Here is a 20,443-nt window from a genome sequence, read left to right on the forward strand (position 1 = left end):
AAATGGATATAAAATTGGCAAAAATGACGGAGAAATAGTTGCTGTTGTCCAGTCCATAAAAAGCGTGTTAAAATAAACTGGTTAGAAATATTTTAGATGATAAAGGAGCTTGTATGAGGCGTAATGTAGATTTAAATGAGATTTCAGATGGAAAATTATATACTTCAAATGATATGGTAAAGGCAGATTGTTATGAGTGTCAGGGGTGTTCGGCGTGTTGTCGCGGAATGGGGAAATCTATTATTCTGGATCCCATCGATCTGTTTCATTTGAAACAGGCAACCGGAAAGGATTTTGCCGGGCTTCTGAATCAGGAGATCGAGTTAAATGTAGTAGATGGTATGATCCTTCCAAATTTAAAAATGGATCCTAAGACGGATGCCTGTCCGTTTCTGGATGAGAACGAAAGATGTGGGATTCATGCGTTTCGGTCGGGAATCTGCCGACTGTTTCCGCTGGGAAGGCTGTATGAAGAAGAGGGATTTCGATATTTTCTTCTGACAAAAGAATGCAAAAAAGAGAACCGCAGAAAGGTGAAAGTGAAAAAATGGCTCGGAATTACCAACCTGAAAGCTTATGAGCAGTACATTTCAGACTGGCACCAATTTCTTCTGACTTGCGAAGAGTCAATAGGAGAGCTGGAAAAAGAGAATATCCAGATCCTTACGACGTATATTCTGCGATTGTTTTATCAGACTCCATACGAAGCAGAGGATGACGGGTCATTTTATCAGGAGTTTTATCAGAGAAGAGAACAAGTGCGAAAGACGCTTGGAATTTAGAAAGAGAGGAGGTCTGACAGTGGAAGGGGAAAAACTACAGATTTTAAAAACATATTTTGGATACGATTCATTTCGTCCGGGCCAGGAGGAGATCATCGATCAGATTTTGGCGGGAAGAGATGCGCTTGCCATTATGCCTACCGGAGCCGGAAAATCATTATGCTATCAGGTTCCGGCATTGATGATGCGGGGAATTACGATCGTGATCTCCCCTTTGATCTCTTTGATGATGGATCAGGTGAAGGCGTTGAATGAAGCCGGGATTCATGCCGCATATATCAACAGCTCTCTGACAGAAAACCAGGTTGCAAAGGCTTTGGAATTTGCAAAAGCGGGACGATACAAAATCGTCTATGTGGCGCCGGAGCGTCTGGAGACTCCAAGGTTTCTCGACTTTGCCTGTCATGCCGAAATCTCTATGGTGACGATTGACGAGGCACACTGTATTTCTCAGTGGGGACAGGATTTCAGACCGAGTTATGTGCGGATTGTTTCATTTATCCGCCAGCTTCCTGTCCGTCCGATCGTGACAGCCTTTACTGCCACGGCAACAAAGCGTGTACAGACAGACATCCGGGAAGTACTGAAGCTGCAGAATCCTTATGTGGCAGTGACAGGATTTGACCGGGAAAATTTGTATTTTGAGGTGCAGAGAACAAAAGAGAAAAAAGAAAGAATCCGGGAGTATCTGGAAAAACATTCGGATGAAAGCGGAATTATTTACTGTGCCACAAGAAAGAATGTGGATGAACTTTACCTGTTTCTGGAAAGTGCGGGATTTTCAGTGGGCAGATATCACGCGGGAATGGGCAATGAGGCAAGAAAGAGCAGTCAGGAGGATTTTATTTACGATCGGATCCAGGTGATGATCGCAACCAATGCGTTTGGAATGGGGATTGATAAGTCCAATGTCCGGTATGTCCTGCATTACAATATGCCCCAAAGTCTGGAAAATTATTATCAGGAAGCGGGAAGAGCCGGACGGGATTCGGAGCCGTCAGAATGCATCATTTACTATTCGCCTCAGGACGTCGTTATCAATCAGTTTCTGCTGGAAAGCAAGGAAAACTATGGAGAATACACAGCGGAAGAGATGCAGAATATCCAGGTGCAGGATCGGGAGCGGCTTCAGAAGATGACAACCTACTGTACGACTACGGGATGCCTGCGAAATTATATTCTCGGTTATTTTGGGGAACAGGCAAAAGAGCTCTGTGGAAACTGCTCCAACTGTCTGGAGGAACTGGAAGAGATGGATGCAACAGAAGCGGCAGCAGATGTGATTGAATGCGTCCGTGAGTCCGGGCAGAGATTCGGGGTGAACATGATAGCAGGCACGCTGCTCGGCGAAAATACTGCAAAAATCCGAAATTACCGGATGAACGACAATCTTTGTTATGGAAAACAAAGCAAAATCGGACAGGAACGCATCAAAGAGATCATTCAGGCGATGCTGGAGCGAGGCTATCTGTGCCAGACAAAAGATAAATACGCATTACTGAAGCTCACAGATACATCAGAAGAATTGCTTCAAGGGACGGATCCGTTTGTGATCGCATACAGAAAAGCGGAAGTACAGAAAACATCTGCAAGGCGAGGTGTGAAAGGACTGGGAGACCTGAGTGAAAAAGCGCAGCATCTGTTTGAAGAACTCCGAAAGCTGCGCAGCGAACTGGCAAAAGAAAAATCCATTCCGCCGTATATGGTGGCATCTGATAAGACGCTTCATGATATGTGCGTGAAAATCCCTCTCACAAAAGAAGAAATGCTGACAGCTAACGGGATGGGCGCCAGAAAACTGGAACAGTATGGGGAGGCGTTTTTATACTGCATTCGTGATATTACGAATGGAGATAAGGCGGCATACGGAGCCGAGGAAACGAACTATGGTGCTTCAGAGATTCCGCTGACAGAGCGGGCAAAAAAAGGAAGAAAAGAGGCATTTCATCTGACAGAGGAAATGGAACAGCAGATCGCTTTTGTCACGGAGACGACAATCAGCGAATTCGTGGCATCTATCAATGCACTGCGGGATGAAAAGACGATGAAGCGTCTGACGATCAAATCCATTATTGAGGAACTTCTGGCAGAAGGGTATCTGGAGCAGAAGTTCTGGAACGGATACAGCAGAACCTTTCTGACAGAAAAAGGAGAAGCGCTGGGCATCCGGGCAGAAGAGAGGGAAAGTCAGAACGGAAATCTGTACGATGTCTTTTTATACGGGGAAAAAGCTCAGCAGTATGTGGTAGAGTTATTAAAAAGAAACACTACAGCGGACTGATTCCGGCAAATCCGCTCCAGATACAGGACAGTGTAAATAAAATTCCAAAAACGGAAGTAAAATATAAAAATAACAGTTTCCCCGTATTGTGAGACTCGCTGCTGCAGATGCGGGGAATGGAGCGGTATTTTCGAAGCAGGAGCACAATTCCAAGGATGACGAGCAGATTGGTGATCACATTGTACAGGATATTTCCGCTGTTGCCAGGCATTATGCCTGCAATACGGGGCAGAACATCTCCCAGGATCAGATTGTTGGAAATATGCAAAAGGAGACTGTACCAGATCGAGTATTCCATAGCGATATATCCAAGGATCAGTCCGGCAGCCATTGCAAAAGGAATCTGTGCAAAATTTCCGTGCATGAGAGCAAAGGCAAGTGAGGAGGCCAAAAGTGCGAACCACTTGCCGAAAGGCTCCAATGTCTTTAAAACAGCACCGCGGAAAATGAATTCCTCGATCAGCGGAGCAGCAAATCCGGAGTAGAGAAGCATAGAGATCGTAACAGAGCCTCCCGTAGCAGCTTCCAGAGAACGCGCAAATGTAAAACCGAAGTGCTGTGCTCCCATTTCCATAAGTACATAAAGAACGGAAGAAGCGTTCTGTGCGATCATAAAAATCCCGAAAAAGCTGAGAAATTTTCCCGGGCTCATATGAGAATGTACCGGAAAAATCTGCGTACGGAAAAAGGAAGGTCTGCGCCATATGACAAAGATCCCGAGACAGAGAAAGCCGGAGATCAGATACCAGACAGCTCCGTCATTAAAATGTTCGTCAACCGGAAACAGCCGGTACATCGCCATCATGATCAAAAAAGTGAGTTGGCCAAATAAGATCTTGTAAAGAAAAATCATACCGTTTGTTTTATTAAATTCACGTCGAATCCATCGTTTTTCAAATTTATCCATAAAATCACCTTGTCAAATCAAATTATTTTCTACATTTGTTCCTTATCATATCATGGATTTTTCTTTTGAACAGCAAATTCACAGAAAGTTCTTCTGATTTCCTGTAAAAATTTACTTGAAAATAATTATCAATTATGGTAGCATCACTTTGTTAGTTGAGACTATTGAAAAATAGATGATAAAAACTTTTGGTAGAAGTGAAAAAAGGAGAGCGTATGAGAAAAAACCCATTGAAAATGTTATGGCTGGCAGCAGCGTTTTTATGTCTTGGAATCGGAGCAGTGGGAGTGATCCTGCCGATTTTGCCGACAACTCCATTCTTGCTGGTGGCATCTTTTTGTTTTGCAAGAGGATCGGAAAGATTTCACAAGTGGTTTATGGGGACGAAGCTTTACAAAAATCATCTGGACAGCTTTGTAAAGGAGCGTGCCATGACATTAAAGACAAAGCTGTGTATTCTGCTTCCGGCATCCGCAATGCTGATGTGTGCATTTTTTATGATGAGCAATCTGCCGGGGCGTATTTTTATTCTTCTGCTGATCCTTTTTAAATATGTATATTTCTTTACAAAAATCAAGACGATCAGAATTGAGGCGGCTTAAATGAAAGATATAAAAAAGAGTCAGCAAGTGCAGAACAAACGGGAAAAAGAAAAGCAGATCGTGGATCTGATGATCCACCTTTATTGCCGGAAAAAACATAAAACTGTGGAAAAACATCATGGACTGTGCGAGGAGTGTGAAAAACTCAGAGACTATGCCGCAATGCGTGTGGATAAATGTCCGTTTATGGAGACAAAGACATTCTGCAGTAACTGCAGGGTACATTGTTACAAGCCGCAGATGAGAGAAGAAATTCGAAATGTGATGCGGTTTGCCGGACCGAGAATGTTATTTTATCATCCAATCATGGCAATCCGGCACGTGATCACTTCTGCAAAAGAAAAAAAGAGAATGGGAAGGAAAGAAACATATGATTAAGACGAGACTACTCAAGCTGTTGAAGGGCTCGGGAAAATATATCGGAGCTAATATTTTCTGGCAGTGGATCGCACTGCTGTTTCAGATCGCAGCAGTGTTTGCGGCAGGAAATATGATCCAGCAGCTGTTTGAAAAAACATTGGATCAGCAGGTGATGCTGCAAACGGCAGGAATTGTGATCCTGGCAATCTGTGCGCGTTTTCTGTGCGAAAAAGGAGCTGCATATGCCTCTTATCGGGCAAGTGCGGATGTAAAGACGGTTTTAAGAAAGCAGATTTATGAGAAGCTGCTGCGTTTGGGAGCGGCCTATAAAGAAAAGGTATCTACTTCCGAGGTGGTTCAGGTGTCTGCGGAAGGAGTCGAGCAGCTGGAGATTTATTATGGGAGATATCTTCCGCAGCTGTTCTACAGTCTGCTTGCACCGATCACATTGTTTGCGGTATTGTCACCGATCAGCATCAAGGCATGTATTGTGCTTCTTGTATGTGTACCGCTGATTCCGATGTCGATCGTGGCAGTACAGAAATTCGCAAAGAAACTGCTGAGCAAATACTGGGGAATCTATACAGAACTTGGTGACAGTTTCTTAGAGAACCTGCAAGGACTCACAACCTTAAAGATTTATCAGGCAGATGAGCAAAAAGCCAAAGAAATGGACGACGAATCAGAGCGGTTTCGTAAGATCACGATGAAAGTGCTCACTATGCAGCTTAATTCTGTCAGTGTGATGGATATTGTAGCATATGGCGGAGCAGCAATTGGAATGATTGTGACTGTCAAAGAGTATCTGGCAGGAAATGTATCACTCGCAGGGGCGTTTACGATTATTCTGCTTGCATCTGAATTTTTCATTCCACTGCGTTTGCTGGGTTCTTTCTTCCACATTGCCATGAACGGAATGTCGGCAAGTGACAAGATTTTTAAGATTCTGGATATGGAAGAGCCAAAACGGGGAGAGCACGAGATTGAGGGCGAACAGATGGACGTCACACTGCAGCATGTGGAATTTTCCTATGAGCCGGAGCGAAAGGTATTACGGGATATTTCGCTGACCATACCATCCGGAAAATTTGTCTCTCTGGTGGGTCTGTCCGGTTGTGGAAAAAGTACCATTGCGGCACTTTTGACAGGGAAGAATCGTACATTTTCGGGACAGATCCAGATCAATAATGTACCGATTCAGGAGATTAAAGAGTCCAGTCTGATGGATAAGATCACCTTGGTGAGACATAACAGTTATCTGTTCAAGGGAACGGTAGAAGAAAACCTGAAAATGGCGGATCCATCTGTGTCGAGAGAACAGATGGAAGCAGCGCTCAGGCAGGTAAATCTGTATGAGTTTTTGCAGGCACAAAATGGATTGAATACGATGCTGGAAGAACAGGGAAGTAATTTTTCCGGCGGACAAAGACAGCGTCTTGCCATCGCCAGAGCACTTCTTCATGATACGCCGATGTATATTTTTGATGAGGCGGCATCCAATATTGATGTGGAAAGTGAGGATCAGATCATGGAAGTGATCCGGGAGCTGGCAAAGACGAAAACGATTCTGTTCATCTCTCACCGGCTTGCAAATGTGGTGGCATCTGATCAGATTTATATGTTGGAAAACGGTCAGATTACAGAGAGCGGCACACATGGAGAACTTATGAAAAAAGCAGGAAGCTATGCAAATATGTATCAGAAACAGCAGGAATTGTGTCAGGTAAGGGAGGGAAGAGCATGAAGCGAAGAAGTGGAATACAGATTATGGGAAAACTGATCGGACTGATCCGTCCCCTGATGCACGTTATGGCAGCGGCGATTCTGCTAGGTGTTACAGGATATCTTTGTGCGATCTTTCTCACCGTACTGGCAGGAGTTGGAATCCTGCAGATTATGGGAATATGGCAGGGAGCTTCTCTGACGACATTGTTTGTCTGCCTTGCAGTGATCGCAGTACTGCGTGGAATTCTGCACTATGGAGAGCAGGCATGCAATCATTATATTGCGTTTAAGCTGCTGGCACTGATCCGTCACAAAGTATTTGCGGTTTTGAGAGAGCTCTGTCCTGCAAAACTGGACGGAAGAGACAAAGGAAACCTGATCTCGATCATCACAACAGATATTGAGCTTCTGGAAGTATTTTATGCGCATACGATTTCGCCGATCGCAATCGCATTCCTGACATCCCTGATCATGGAAATTTTCTTTCTCCGATATCATGTGCTGATCGGTCTGTTCGCCCTTGTGGGATATCTTGCAATTGGAGTTCTGATGCCCATGTGGAATTCCAGACGAGGTTCAGAAAAAGGAATGGAATTTCGTACCCGTTTCGGGGATCTGAACAGCTTCGTTCTGAACAGTCTTCGCGGTCTGGATGAGACGATCCAGTATGGATGCGGAGAAAAACGGGAAGAGCAGATGGAACGCAAAAGTGTGGAACTGGATGCGAAACAGAAAGAAATGAAGAAACTGGAAGGAACACAAAGGGGAGGAACAAATGTCCTGATCCTGATTTTCTCTTTTGGAATGCTGTTCCTTACAACATGGCTGCATCAGCAGGGGGAGATCGGATTTGACGCAGTACTGCTCTGTACGATCCTGATGATGAGCTCTTTTGGACCGGTTGTTGCTCTGTCCAGTCTGTCAAACAATCTGATGCAGACACTGGCAAGTGGAGAGCGTGTGTTATCCCTTTTGGAAGAAGAACCGCAGATTGAAGAAGTATCCGGTCAGGCAACCGCAGAATTTGCAGATATCAATTGTGAAAACATTGATTTTGCTTATGAAGAAGAACAGATTTTAAAAGACTATTCGATCTCGATTTCGAAAGGCAGCCGGATTGGAATCCATGGAAGAAGCGGTTCCGGAAAATCAACGCTGTTAAAGCTGCTGATGCGTTTTTATGATGTACACAGCGGAGTGATCCGAATGGGAGACAGAAAACTGTCCGGTATCAATACAAACGAGCTGCGTGATATGGAAAGCTATGTGACACAGGAGACGTGTCTGTTCCACGATTCAATCGCCAACAACATTGCGATCGCAAAGCCGGGGGCTTCCAGAGAAGAAATCGTAGAGGCAGCAAAAAAAGCATCTCTGCATGAATTTATAGAAAGCCTTCCAAATGGATACGATACGCTGGTCGGAGAGTTGGGAGATACCCTTTCCGGAGGAGAAAAACAGAGGATCGGCGTGGCAAGAGCATTTCTGCACGATGCACCGCTTTTGCTTCTGGATGAGCCGACCAGCAATCTGGATTCTCTGAATGAAAGTATTATCTTAAGATCTCTGAAAAAAATGGGGAAAGACAAGACTGTTATTTTAGTATCCCACAGAGAATCGACCATGGCTGTGGCGGAAAAGGTATATCAGATGGAAAACGGAAGGATTTCATAAGAATCCGGAAAACAGTTTCTTTTTTCGTGATGGTTGGCTATAATAGAAACAGTGAGAGTAAAATGACCGTAACGAAAGGAGAAACATATGAGTCAGTATGACGTGATCATTATTGGAGCAGGTCCGGGAGGAATCTTTGCGGCATATGAGCTGGTGAAAGATGCACCGCAGCTGAAAATTGCGGTTCTGGAAGCGGGAAATCCTCTGGAGAAAAGAAAATGTCCGATTGACGGAGTGAAGGTAAAAAGCTGTATCAACTGCAAGACCTGTGCCATCATGAATGGATTTGGAGGCGCCGGAGCTTTTTCGGATGGAAAATATAATATTACAAACGATTTTGGCGGAACATTGTACGAGTATATCGGAAAAGACACTGCCATTGATCTGATGCGCTATGTGGATGAGATCAATGTGGAATACGGTGGAAAAGGAACCAAGATGTATTCCACTGCAGGAAGCAAGTTCAAAAAGCTGTGTCTGCAGAATAAATTAAAGTTGTTGGAAGCATCTGTCCGTCATCTGGGAACAGATATCAACTATGTAGTCCTGGAAAATCTGTACGCAGAATTAAAAGATAAAGTAGAATTCCGTTTCAATTACTATGTGGACAAGCTGGAGAAGACAGAAAACGGCTATATCGTGACACATGGAGAAGACCGTGATGAATGCGAGAAGTGTATTGTTTCAGTAGGAAGAAGCGGAAGTAAATGGATGGAAGAAGTCTGTCGCGACATGAAGATCCCGACAAAATCCAACCGTGTAGATCTTGGTGTCCGCGTAGAACTGCCGGCAGCAGTGTTCTCCCATTTGACAGATGAACTGTATGAAAGCAAGATTGTATACCGTACAGAAAAATTTGAGGATAAAGTCCGTACATTCTGCATGAATCCATACGGAATCGTAGTAAATGAAAATACAAACGGAATCGTAACTGTAAACGGACACAGCTACGAAGATACAGAAAAGCAGACAGAAAATACAAACTTTGCACTGCTTGTGGCAAAGCATTTCTCAGAGCCGTTTAAAGACAGCAACGGATACGGAGAGAGTATTGCCAGACTGTCCAATATGCTGGGCGGCGGTGTGATCGTGCAGAGATTCGGTGACCTGATCCGTGGAAGACGAAGCACCCATGACAGAATTGAGGATGGATTTGTCAGACCGACACTTGCGGCAGAGCCGGGAGACTTAAGCCTTGTGCTTCCGAAACGAATCCTGGATGGAATTATCGAGATGATCTACGCACTGGATAAGATCGCTCCGGGTACAGCCAATGATGATACTTTGCTTTACGGTGTGGAAGTCAAGTTCTATAATATGGAAGTAGAACTGGATGAACATCTGGAGACCATGTACAAAGGTCTGTACGTGATCGGTGACGGAAGTGGAGTGACACATTCTCTGTCCCATGCATCAGCGAGTGGTGTGTATGTAGCGAGAGAGATTACAAAAGGGTTGTAAAAAGAAAAGTGTACGGGCATTCCGAAAAGAGTGCTTGTACACTTTGTTGTTAAAAAACAATAGAATTCCTCTGCATCTTTTTTGATAAGTACTGCCTGATCAGGCATAGATTGCGTTGTGACATGCTTTTGAATATGGGGGATGTCCCGCTATAATACCCAAAAGCATAAGATAACTTGACAGTCCAGTAAAGAATTACTGGATTTTTTGTATAAATTCTTCGATACTTTTTGATGTAGCTGCAATTTTTAACCAGTTTTTCAGAACAGTTGCATCTGATTCCTCAAAGAGTTTCTTTTCAAGTTCTGGTGGTATAGATCCAAAATCTTCTAAAAAACTGCGTAATATAGATTGACGCTCTTCTCTGCGTCCGGCCGCACGCTCATCTCTCAACATCTCTTCTAAAATCATGAAACGTTCCTCCATTTCACGGCTTTCCTTAATATGTCGGATAGAATTCTGCAACTGCTTAACATAGATATCGTGGAAATCTTCCTGACTTTCTTTCAGGTCTGCCTTTACAAATTTCAAAAATATTACCAGTTCTTTTGGAACTTCCTCTGCATTCTCCCCGCGGGTACTGAGATAAATAATGCATCTTCCATCTTCCAGAGAAGTTTCATCAGATTCTTTACAGATAATGTTCGTTTTCCCATAGTTATTTCCCCCATCAGCAGAGGAATTCTATAAGCAAATTATAGCAAATGCTTCGATGAAGTCAAGGTGATTTGCATCAAAAAGGAAGGTACTTTGTTAATGTAGAGGTTAATCAAAATCGGGGCATTGACATTATATACTATGCAATATATAGTATCATGTATAGGGAGGTGTTTTATGGATGCACAGTTAAGAAAAGGATTGTTGGAATTATGTGTTTTAGCAGTATTGAGAAAGGAAGATTCCTACGGATACCAGATTATAAAAGATGTTTCTGATCTGATTGAAATTTCAGAATCCACTTTGTATCCTATTTTGCGAAGATTGGAGATGGGTGGAAAAGTAAAATCCTATACCACACAGTACAATAATCGATTGCGGAAATATTTTCATCTAACAGAAGAGGGAAGACAGTATCTGAAAAATTTTGACAAAGACAGAGCACAGTTGTTAAAAATATTGGATTATATTGCAGAGGAGGATGAGAAATGAAGAAGGAACAGTTTATCAAGAATCTTCGATACAGTCTGAGAAAATTAAAAAAGGATGAACGGGAGAAGTATCTTGCATATTATGAAGAAATAATTTCGGATATGATCGAAAACGGAGTTTCGGAAGAAGAGGCGGTTGCGCATCAGGGAGAGACAAAAAAATCGCAGAAGAAATTTTGCGGGAAAATGCAGTTAAAAGAGAGTTCAAAATTGGCTGGATAGGTTCTGTTTTAATTATTTTGACCCTTTTATCGGGAACTCTGTCCGGATATCTGATGTATCAGGAATATCGTATAAAGTCGGAATTTGCCGAAATCCATACAGAGATCGCCAATGAGACGGTCAGTATTACAGGAGGATCGGACGGTCCGACAAGTGTATTTCTTGCGGGAAAGATTACATTTTGGGTACGTCCCGATATTTTGATTGTAATAACAGTAATGATGGTTATAATTACAATTAGTTATTTTGTTTGTAAAGCGAGAAAAATAAAATTTAAAAGATAAATATATCTGAAAACATTGAATTTTGAATTAAAAAGAGCTACAATTATACTATAAAGTAAGAGGAAGGAGTGTACGGTTATGACGGAAGCATTGATTGGAACATGTATTTTGGCAATTACGACAGTGATATTTGTCTGGGTATGTTCAGAGTATCAGATTTATAACAATGAACATTCAGCAGAGGAAAAATTAAATACCCCGCGGTTGTCGAGCTGGTTTGCAGCACAGAGGATGCGCTTTTGGTTTGCAGTTGATGATGCAAGAGAATATCCGCAGGAAGTGCTGAAGTCAGAGAATAAGACACTGCTTCAAAATGGGCTTGGAAAGCATCATGAAAAACACGAGATTCGAAGCGGGAAGTGCAGAGAACATCATACGATACAGAGTCAAAGAACCTATCGTATGCGGGGAAACTTATAAAAGAGAGATTGTTTTATCACAGAGAAGAGGAGATGTTAAATGCATCTCCTTCATTTAGTTTGTGCGCAAGCACGACGATTGCGCATGGATAGGCGGGGATTGGTGTGAACAGTAACAGGCGCTCATCTGATTGAAAGAAATCTCAGGAAAAAGTTCTTGCAATTCGAAACCTATGCACGTATAATAGATTCGTATGGAGAACGAACGGATATTGAGAGTTCCATGCAAATATTTAACGCAGCAGAAGCTGCATTATTGATTAAGTTAAAAGCTTAAATTTTATAAGTTGGTTACTTTATAACCGGTGCGTAAACAGCACATCAACTTGTGAAACGGTCAATAAGAGTATTAAAAGTAAAATATTTGCTATATAGACTCGAAAACCTTTATATCTGTAGTGCTTATACTTAGAAGAAAAGACAAAGCTCCTGTACTTAAGCAGGAGATTGGCATTATATAAAGAAGCATAGCAAGCGCAAGAAAGAATGTAGATGTAACGTACGTTTTTCTGCGCTTTTTTTATATCACAAACATTCAGAAGTAAAGGGGAATTGACAAAAAAGGGCGAGGTGAAAGAAAGATGAAGAATTTATCACAGGAGAATGCTCCGATCTATGAAGCATTAGAGCGGTTCCGGCGGATGCGGATCGTACCGTTTGATGTTCCGGGACATAAGCACGGAAGAGGAAATAAAGAACTGGTGGAATTACTGGGAGAACGCTGTGTCAGTATTGATGTCAATTCCATGAAACCGCTGGACAATCTGTGTCATCCGGTTTCTGTTATCAAAGATGCAGAACAGCTGGCAGCAGAGGCATTTCATGCAAGTCATGCATTTCTGATGGTAGGGGGAACGACATCCTCGGTGCAGGCAATGGTACTTTCCTGCTGTAAGAAGGGGGATAAGATCATATTACCGAGAAATGTACACCGCAGTGTGATCAACGCATTGGTGTTATGCGGAGCGATTCCGATCTATGTCAATCCGGATGTGGAGCACAGTCTGGGAATTTCACTTGGTATGAAAGTGTCTCAGGTAGAACTGGCGATTCAGAAGCATCCGGATGCGGTAGCTGTATTTGTGAACAATCCGACGTATTACGGAATTTGTTCTGATTTACGTTCTATCGTAAAAAAAGCACACGCTCACGGCATGAAGGTTCTGGTAGATGAAGCCCATGGAACACATTTTTATTTTGGAGAGAATCTTCCGGTTTCAGCAATGGAGGCAGGGGCAGATATGGCATCTGTGAGTATGCACAAATCAGGCGGAAGTCTCACACAGAGTTCCTTTTTGCTTGTAGGTCCGTCTATGCATGCGGGTTATGTGAGACAGATCATCAACCTGACGCAGACCACCAGCGGTTCCTATCTTTTACTGTCCAGTCTGGATATTTCCAGAAGAAATCTGGTGTTGCGCGGCAAGGAATCTTTTGCAAGAGTGGCGGCGCTGGCGGATTATGCAAGAGAAGAGATCAATCGGATCGGAGGATATTATGCATTTTCAAAAGAGCTGATCAATGGAGACAGTATTTATGATTTTGATACAACGAAGCTGTCCATCCATACGCTGGAAATTGGTCTTGCGGGAATCGAGGTCTATGATATTCTGCGGGATGAGTATGATATTCAGATCGAATTTGGAGATATCGGGAATATTCTGGCATATCTGTCTATCGGAGACCGGATCCAGGAGATTGAGCGTCTGGTAAGTGCACTGGCAGAAGTAAAGCGCAGATATCAGAAAGACAAGACGGGTATGCTCAGCCAGGAATATATTGAACCAGAGGTCATCATGAGTCCGCAGGATTCTTTCTATGCGGAAAAAGAGGCAGTGCCGATCCGGGAGTCAGAAGGCAGAATCTGCAGTGAGTTCGTAATGTGTTATCCGCCTGGAATTCCGATTCTGGCACCGGGAGAGAAGATCACAAAAGATGTAATCGAGTATATTCTCTATGCCAAAGAAAAGGGGTGTTCCATGACGGGACCTGAAGATGCGGCAATCGAATATTTAAATGTTCTGATATAAGGGGGATAAAAGTGATGGAAATGTGGTTTTCAGATGAACACACGGACAATGTGAAACTGTCCATCCGTGTGGACAAGCAGCTGTTCAGTGCGCAGAGCGAGTTTCAGCGAATCGATGTTCTCGAATCAAAAGAATTTGGTAAGATTCTCGTAGCGGACGGAGATCTGATGCTGACAGAAAAAGATGAATTTATCTACCATGAGATGATGGCGCATGTTCCTATGGCAGTACATCCGAAGGTAGAGAATGTGCTGGTCATCGGCGGAGGTGACGGCGGATGTGTGCGGGAGCTTGCAAAATATAATACCATTCAGAAGATAGACGTCGTAGAAGTAGATCCTCTTCTGGTTGAAGTCTGTCGGAAATATTTTCCGCAGATTGCAAGCAGCCTGGATGACGATCGCGTGACAATCTATAATGAAGATGGACTGCGGTTTGTGCGTTCTAGATCCAATGTGTATGATCTGATCCTGATTGATTCTCCAAATCCGTTTGGTCCTGCGGAGGGATTGTTTACAAAGGAATTTTACGGCAATTGTTACAATGCCCTGCATGAAGACGGGATCATGATCAACCAGCATGAAAGTCCGTTTTATACAGAAGAGGCATTTCAGTGTCAGAGAATGCACAAGAGAATTATAGAATCCTTCCCGATCAGTAAGATTTATCAGGCCCATATTCCGTCCTATCCGTCAGGACACTGGCTGTTCGGATTTGCGTCTAAGAAATACCATCCGCTCAATGACCTGGATGGAGTTTCCTGGAATCTGCGGGGGATTCATACAAAATATTATCTGCCGAGAGTGCACCACGGAGTCTTTGCATTACCGGCGTATGTGGAGGAGCTTGTAAAAGATGTTGAATAAAAATGTAATGACGTTCATCGGATGTGATGCGGAGTATAATGAATCAGAGATCGTGTTGTTCGGTGCACCTTTTGATTCCACGACTTCCTACCGTCCGGGGGCAAGATTTGGAAGTCAGGCAATTCGCAATGAGTCTTATGGACTGGAAACTTACAGTCCGTATCAGGGAAAAGATCTGACAGATTATAAGATTTTTGACAGTGGAGATCTGGAGCTGCCGATCGGAGATACGGAAAAAGTGCTGGCTGAGATTCAGGATTGTACCGAGATTATTTTAAGCAGCGGGAAAATCCCGTTTATGATCGGCGGAGAGCATCTGGTGACACTGGGAAGTGTCCGTGCAGCAGCAGAGAAATATCCGGATCTGCATATCATCCACTTTGATGCACATGCAGATTTAAGAGAAGATTATCTGGGCGTTCAATATTCTCATGCCTGTGTACTGAGAAGATGTTGGGAGCTTTTGGGAGATGACAGGATCTATCAGTTTGGAATCCGATCCGGTGACAGAGAAGAGTTTCGCTGGGCAAGAGAAGGGCATGTGAAGATGCATAAGTTCAATCTTGACGGACTGGCAGAAGTAATTGAGAAACTGCAGGGAAAACCGGTATACATCACACTTGATCTGGATGTGCTGGATCCGTCTGTATTTCCGGGAACAGGAACTCCGGAGGCGGGCGGTGTCACATTTGTGGAACTGATGAATGCTGTGATCCAGACAGCACAGGGAGTCAACGTGGTCGGATGTGATGTGAATGAACTGAGCCCGGTTTATGATCCAAGTGGAGTTTCCACAGCAGTAGCCGGAAAGATTATCAGAGAATTTTTACTTGCACTGCAAGTTTAATAGAAGAAAAAACAAGAAAGAAGGAGATAAAAAAATGGGAAAAGTATTGATTGTTGGATGTGGCGGAGTTGCAAGTGTAGCTGTACACAAATGTTGTCAGAACAGTAAAGTGTTTGATGCGATCTGTATTGCCAGCCGTACGGTTTCAAAATGTGAGGCATTGAAAGAAAAACTGCAGGCTTCCTACAACGGAACGATTACAACTGCACAGGTGGATGCAGATAACCCAGAAGAACTGATTGCACTGATCGAAAGGGAAAAACCGGACGTAGTACTGAATCTGGCACTTCCATATCAGGATCTTACAATTATGGATGCCTGCCTTGCGACAGGAGTGGATTATGTAGACACTGCAAATTATGAGCCGGAAGATACTGCAAAATTCGAATATAAATGGCAGTGGGCATACCGTGAGAAATTTGAAAAAGCAGGAATTACAGCGTTGTTGGGAAGTGGATTTGATCCCGGAGTAACAGGAGTATTTTCTGCATATGCGCTGAAACATTATTTTGACGAGATTAATTATATCGATATTCTGGACTGCAATGGAGGAGATCACGGCTATCCGTTTGCAACGAACTTCAATCCGGAGATCAACATCCGCGAGGTTTCTGCAAAAGGTTCTTACTGGGAAGACGGACACTGGGTAGAGACAGAGCCGATGGAGATCAAGAGAGAATACGATTTTCCGGAAGTGGGAATGAAAGATATGTATCTTTTGCACCATGAAGAAATCGAATCTCTGGCACTGAATATTCCGGGAATCAAAAGAATCCGTTTCTTTATGACATTTGGACAGAGCTATCTGACACATCTGAAATGTCTGGAAAATGTAGGAATGACATCCATTGAGCCGATTATGTACGAAGGAAAAGAAATCGTACCGCTTCAGTTTTTGAAAGCTGTTCTTCCGGATCCGGCATCTCTTGGACCGAGAACAAAAGGAAAGACAAATATTGGATGTATTTTTACAGGAAAGAAAGACGGAAAAGAGAAGACGATCTATATTTACAATGTATGCGATCATGAAGAGTGCTATAAAGAAGTGGGATCACAGGCCGTTGCCTATACTACAGGCGTTCCGGCAATGATCGGTGCTATGATGCTCATGACAAAGACATGGGACAAAGACGGTGTTTACAATATCGAAGAGTTTGATCCGGATCCGTTTATGGATGCCCTCAATGAGTTTGGACTTCCATGGAAAGTGGTAGAAAACCCTCAGATGGTAGATTAAGAAACGGACATCAGAAATGAAAAGAGAAGAATTAAGGACTCCATGCTATGTCATCATGGAGTCAGAAATGAAAAAGAATCTGCAGATTTTACAGGAAATCCGACAGCAGAGCGGATGTAAGATCCTGCTGGCACAGAAAGCATTTTCTATGTATTCCTGTTATCCTCTCATCGGAGAGTATCTGGATGGAACGACTGCCAGCGGCTTGTATGAAGCAAAGCTCGGGAAAGAATGTATGGGCAAAGAAAATCATATTTTTTCTCCGGCATATCGGGAAGATGAATTTGAAGAGGTGCTGGAAAGCTGCGAACATCTCGTGTTTAATTCGTTTTCACAGCTTGAGTGTTTCGGAGAACGTGCTGCAAAAGCCGGAAAAAGTGTGGGGATCCGTGTAAATCCGGAATGTTCCACGCAGGGAGAGCATGCGATTTATGATCCTTGTGCACCGGGCTCCCGTCTTGGGATTCTGGTATCCGAATTTCCGGAAACACTGCCATCTTACGTAGAGGGACTGCATTTTCACACACTCTGTGAGCAGAATGCAGATGCTCTGGAAATCACGTTGAAAGCAGTGGAAGAAAAGTTCGGCAAGTGGATGAAACAGTTAAAATGGGTGAATTTTGGCGGCGGTCATCATATTACAAGAGCGGATTATGACAGAGAGCTTCTGATCTCCTGTGTGCGCAGGATTCAGGACACCTACAATGTACAGGTCTATCTGGAACCGGGAGAAGCGGTGGCGTTAAATGCGGGCCATTTGATCACAACAGTGGAAGATATTGTACATAATGATATTGCGGTACTGGATGTCTCTGCAGCGTGTCATATGCCGGATGTGATCGAGATGCCGTATCGCCCGCCTCTGTTTGATTCTGGAGAGGCGAAGGAAAAAGAATATACGTATCTGCTTGGCGGTCCGACCTGTCTGGCAGGAGATGTGATCGGAAGTTATTCTTTTGATCAGCCGCTGAAAGTAGGAGACAGACTCACATTTGGAGATATGGCGATCTATACGACTGTAAAAAATAATACATTCAATGGAATGCGTCTTCCGGATATTGTGTGGGAACGCGAAAGTGGAGAATGTGAGATCGTGAAATCGTTCGGATATGAAGATTTTAAATGCAGATTATAAGATCTTCAATAAGTGAATAAAATAACAGGAAAGTCAACAAAATAACGATTGTTGACTTTCTTTTTTTGTGTGATAAATTGTTATTGTGCATAAAAATACAAATCATCTATCCGGATAACAGATCGTAAAATAAGGAGTTGTAATAACAATGGGACTGCATGTCATTGATGAAGCAAAAAGATGTTTAAACTGTAAAAAACCGAGATGTCAGGAAGGGTGTCCGATCCATACCCCGATTCCTGTGATGATCCAGATGCTGCTGCAAGGAGAGATGCCGGAGGCGGCAGAAATGGTGTTTGCCAACAATCCGCTGTCTGTCATCTGTTCTCTGGTCTGTGACCACGAAAAACAGTGTGAAGGGCATTGTGTGAAAGGCATAAAAGGAGAACCGGTGCATATTTCTTCGATTGAAAATTATATTTCAGATACCTGCTTTGACCGGATGAAGCTGGAGCAGCTTCCGAAAAACGGCAAACGGATCGCAGTTGTCGGCGCGGGTCCGGCAGGAATCACAATCGCTATTTTGATGGCGTGCAGAGGATATAAAGTGACGATTTTTGAGGTAAAAGAGAAGATCGGAGGAATCATGCGTTATGGAATTCCTGAATTTCGTCTGCCAAAGTCCATTTTAGACCGCTATTATGTAAAAATGAAAGAGCTGGGTATCTTATTTAGGCCCAATTTTGCGCTGGGTGGTTCCACAGGTGTGGAAGATCTTTTAAGAGACGGATATCATGCCGTATTTATCGGAACAGGAACCTGGAGACCGTATCAGCTGCATATACCGGGAGAAACATTTGGAAATGTGCACTACGGAATCAATTATCTGAACAATCCGGATGTCTATGATCTGGGAGAACGGGTACTTGTCATCGGTGCGGGGAATGCGGCAATGGATGTGGCAAGAACGGCAATTCGTAAAGGCTCCCGGCATGTAACCGTCTATTCCATCACAGAAATTCCGGCGGCATCCCCAAAAGAGGTGGAGTATGCAAAACTGGACGGAGTAGAGTTCGAATATCTGCAGACGGCCATTGAAATCCGGGATGAAGGAGCCATTATCTGTGATGTGGAATGGACCGAAGATGGAAAACTGGTGAAAAAAGAAGAGACTGCCAGGCTTGTTCCGGCTGACAGTATCATTATTTCGATTTCTCAGGGACCGCAGGATCGGATCGTGAACCGGGATAAAGAGCTGCAGGTAGATGATCGGGGATTGCTCAAGACAGATGCAAATGGAGAGACCACCATGCCGGGGATTTTCGCATCCGGAGATGTAGTGACCGGTGCAAAGACCGTGGTAGAGGCGGTGAAGTATTCGAAAATGATCGCAGATGCGATGGATGAGTATGTAAAAACACATTATGAATAGAAATACAGGCTGGTGTTCTTTGCAAAACATCAGCCTGTACTTTTTTTACTCTAAAATAAAATCCATATAAACCGGATTATGATCACTCCATTTAAAACCGGTATCCAGAACCAGTGCATCTTCTACAGTCACATTATCAGATACCAGAAAACCATCTACTGTTACAACAAAATCAGATTCGCTGTAAGGCTGATCTGCATTTCGGCAGGATGGTACCGGATTTTTCTCATCAAACGGTGCGATCAACTGCATGAAATCAGGAATCAGTTCTTCGGATATCGGCTTTGCCCAGTTGTCTTCTAATTCCTTGTGACCAAAAATCTCAGCAGAATTTCCAAGCAGATCTTTGTTGAAATCACCGCCCGCAACAATATAATTTCCAGCGTCATATTCTTCTTTCATATCCTCAAACAGCATCCGCAGCTGATTGTCCGCGGTGCTCGGATCAGATGTATAAGCGGAAAGATGCAGATTGTACAGGACAAGTTCCTTTCCGTTTTCTGTCGGAATCCGGTTGACGCTATAACAGCGATCCAGATCCAGCAGTTTCATAAATCCATCTTCGATCGGTAAAGAGCGTCTGATGGATTCCGTGATCTTCATGTTAGAAACTGTAAGCATACCGGATTTGTTCTTTCCGTGTGGTTCCAGAATCGGATAGAACAGATAAGGGCTGTCATAGTTCTGAGCAAATGTGTAGTTTCGTGAGGTGTTATCGGTTGAAAGTGTCTGTGAAAGCAATAATTTGCGTTCATCCACATGATAACTTCTTGTTCCGTCAATATCCACTTCCTGGAACAGCATAAAATCCGGGTTTAATTGAGCTACAGCTTCTGCATAGCTGCTGACGTTTTCAATGACGGCATCTTTGGAACGGGCACGGCTTTCTTTTCCACCGTCCATAAAGAAAGAATAGTCGTCACTGTATGCGCCGAAACCGATATTTCCAGATGTGATGCGGTAACTTTTTTTGGTTTTTGCCTTTTCTGTAGATTTTCCGGTGATCGTCAGTTTTTGCTTGTCTTCCAGACGATAGTAACTGGAAAATACATAAACAACATAGCCGACTACGATCAGTATCAGAGTTCCGA

General features: G+C 43.4%; 19 protein-coding genes (1 of these 19 running past the window's edge). 16 read left to right on the plus strand and 3 right to left on the minus strand.

Annotation, left to right across the window (positions count from 1 at the left end):
- Positions 1 to 113 precede the first annotated feature (113 nt).
- Both FXV78_RS06955 and recQ read left to right on the plus strand, forming a co-directional pair.
- Positions 114 to 782: a YkgJ family cysteine cluster protein gene (locus tag FXV78_RS06955; protein ID WP_004844820.1), complete on the plus strand. Its 669-nt coding sequence runs from the start codon at positions 114 to 116 to the stop codon at positions 780 to 782.
- 19 nt (positions 783 to 801) lie between these two features.
- Positions 802 to 3,063, plus strand: coding sequence for a DNA helicase RecQ (gene recQ / locus FXV78_RS06960; protein ID WP_039960217.1), 2,262 nt, complete (start codon positions 802 to 804; stop codon positions 3,061 to 3,063).
- Here recQ and FXV78_RS06965 read toward each other — a convergent pair.
- Positions 3,050 to 3,970 carry a CPBP family intramembrane glutamic endopeptidase gene (locus tag FXV78_RS06965; RefSeq protein ID WP_004844818.1) on the minus strand — a complete coding sequence of 307 codons (921 nt, stop codon included), beginning with the start codon at positions 3,968 to 3,970 and terminating at the stop codon, positions 3,050 to 3,052. The two genes, recQ and FXV78_RS06965, sit on opposite strands and share 14 nt — an antisense overlap.
- 215 nt (positions 3,971 to 4,185) lie before the next feature.
- On the opposite strand from FXV78_RS06965, the gene FXV78_RS06970 reads away from it, so the two are divergent.
- The 5 genes from FXV78_RS06970 to FXV78_RS06990 all read left to right on the plus strand — a co-directional run bounded on the left by FXV78_RS06970 (position 4,186) and on the right by FXV78_RS06990 (position 9,792).
- Complete coding sequence (locus FXV78_RS06970; RefSeq protein ID WP_009245678.1) at positions 4,186 to 4,572, plus strand: YbaN family protein; 387 nt, start codon at positions 4,186 to 4,188, stop codon at positions 4,570 to 4,572.
- The gene (locus tag FXV78_RS06975) at positions 4,573 to 4,950 is read left to right on the plus strand and encodes a nitrous oxide-stimulated promoter family protein (RefSeq protein ID WP_004844816.1); all 378 of its coding nucleotides are present in this window, start codon (positions 4,573 to 4,575) and stop codon (positions 4,948 to 4,950) included.
- Complete coding sequence (locus FXV78_RS06980; protein WP_004844815.1) at positions 4,943 to 6,676, plus strand: ABC transporter ATP-binding protein/permease; 1,734 nt, start codon at positions 4,943 to 4,945, stop codon at positions 6,674 to 6,676. Before FXV78_RS06975 ends, FXV78_RS06980 begins: the two co-directional genes overlap by 8 nt.
- Positions 6,673 to 8,331 (plus strand): amino acid ABC transporter ATP-binding/permease protein, encoded by a 1,659-nt coding sequence (locus FXV78_RS06985; protein WP_004844814.1) that lies wholly within the window; start codon positions 6,673 to 6,675, stop codon positions 8,329 to 8,331. The genes FXV78_RS06980 and FXV78_RS06985 overlap by 4 nt, the downstream gene beginning before the upstream one ends.
- 87 nt (positions 8,332 to 8,418) lie before the next feature.
- Entirely contained in the window at positions 8,419 to 9,792 is a 1,374-nt protein-coding gene (locus FXV78_RS06990) for an NAD(P)/FAD-dependent oxidoreductase (RefSeq protein ID WP_004844813.1), read from the plus strand.
- 195 nt (positions 9,793 to 9,987) lie between these two features.
- On the opposite strand, the gene FXV78_RS06995 is transcribed toward FXV78_RS06990, so the two are convergent.
- Positions 9,988 to 10,323, minus strand: a complete 336-nt coding sequence (locus FXV78_RS06995; RefSeq protein ID WP_004844812.1) for a hypothetical protein — start codon at positions 10,321 to 10,323, stop codon at positions 9,988 to 9,990.
- 303 nt (positions 10,324 to 10,626) lie between these two features.
- Between FXV78_RS06995 and FXV78_RS07000 the strand changes: the two genes are divergently transcribed.
- From FXV78_RS07000 to FXV78_RS07045, 9 genes are all read left to right on the plus strand, one after another.
- Entirely contained in the window at positions 10,627 to 10,941 is a 315-nt protein-coding gene (locus FXV78_RS07000; RefSeq protein WP_004844810.1) for a PadR family transcriptional regulator, read from the plus strand.
- The gene (locus FXV78_RS07005; RefSeq protein WP_004844809.1) at positions 10,938 to 11,162 is read left to right on the plus strand and encodes a DUF1700 domain-containing protein; all 225 of its coding nucleotides are present in this window, start codon (positions 10,938 to 10,940) and stop codon (positions 11,160 to 11,162) included. The genes FXV78_RS07000 and FXV78_RS07005 overlap by 4 nt, the downstream gene beginning before the upstream one ends.
- A 362-nt stretch (positions 11,163 to 11,524) precedes the next feature.
- A complete protein-coding gene (locus FXV78_RS07015; protein WP_004844807.1) occupies positions 11,525 to 11,866 on the plus strand; it encodes a hypothetical protein in 342 nt (113 codons plus the stop codon).
- 580 nt (positions 11,867 to 12,446) lie between these two features.
- Positions 12,447 to 13,895 (plus strand): aminotransferase class I/II-fold pyridoxal phosphate-dependent enzyme, encoded by a 1,449-nt coding sequence (locus FXV78_RS07020; protein WP_004844806.1) that lies wholly within the window; start codon positions 12,447 to 12,449, stop codon positions 13,893 to 13,895.
- 14 nt (positions 13,896 to 13,909) lie between these two features.
- Positions 13,910 to 14,761 (plus strand): polyamine aminopropyltransferase, encoded by an 852-nt coding sequence (speE, locus tag FXV78_RS07025; protein WP_004844805.1) that lies wholly within the window; start codon positions 13,910 to 13,912, stop codon positions 14,759 to 14,761.
- The gene (gene speB / locus FXV78_RS07030) at positions 14,751 to 15,608 is read left to right on the plus strand and encodes an agmatinase (RefSeq protein WP_004844804.1); all 858 of its coding nucleotides are present in this window, start codon (positions 14,751 to 14,753) and stop codon (positions 15,606 to 15,608) included. Before speE ends, speB begins: the two co-directional genes overlap by 11 nt.
- Positions 15,609 to 15,642: 34 nt before the next feature.
- Entirely contained in the window at positions 15,643 to 16,845 is a 1,203-nt protein-coding gene (locus FXV78_RS07035) for a saccharopine dehydrogenase family protein (RefSeq protein ID WP_009245674.1), read from the plus strand.
- Positions 16,846 to 16,861: 16 nt separating this feature from the next.
- On the plus strand, positions 16,862 to 17,980 hold the full coding sequence (gene nspC / locus FXV78_RS07040) for a carboxynorspermidine decarboxylase (RefSeq protein WP_004844802.1): 1,119 nt from the start codon (positions 16,862 to 16,864) through the stop codon (positions 17,978 to 17,980).
- A 148-nt stretch (positions 17,981 to 18,128) separates the two neighbouring features.
- A complete protein-coding gene (locus tag FXV78_RS07045; RefSeq protein WP_004844800.1) occupies positions 18,129 to 19,352 on the plus strand; it encodes an NAD(P)-dependent oxidoreductase in 1,224 nt (407 codons plus the stop codon).
- Between the two features lie 45 nt (positions 19,353 to 19,397).
- Here the strand turns inward: FXV78_RS07045 and FXV78_RS07050 are convergent, their stop codons facing one another.
- Positions 19,398 to 20,443, minus strand: the 3' portion of a protein-coding gene (locus FXV78_RS07050) for an endonuclease/exonuclease/phosphatase family protein (RefSeq protein ID WP_004844799.1). Its footprint extends 46 nt past the window's final position; only the last 1,046 of its 1,092 coding nucleotides appear in the window; the start codon falls outside the window, past its right edge; it ends in the stop codon at positions 19,398 to 19,400.

Source organism: Mediterraneibacter gnavus ATCC 29149, from assembly GCF_008121495.1.
Lineage (GTDB): Bacteria > Bacillota > Clostridia > Lachnospirales > Lachnospiraceae > Mediterraneibacter > Mediterraneibacter gnavus.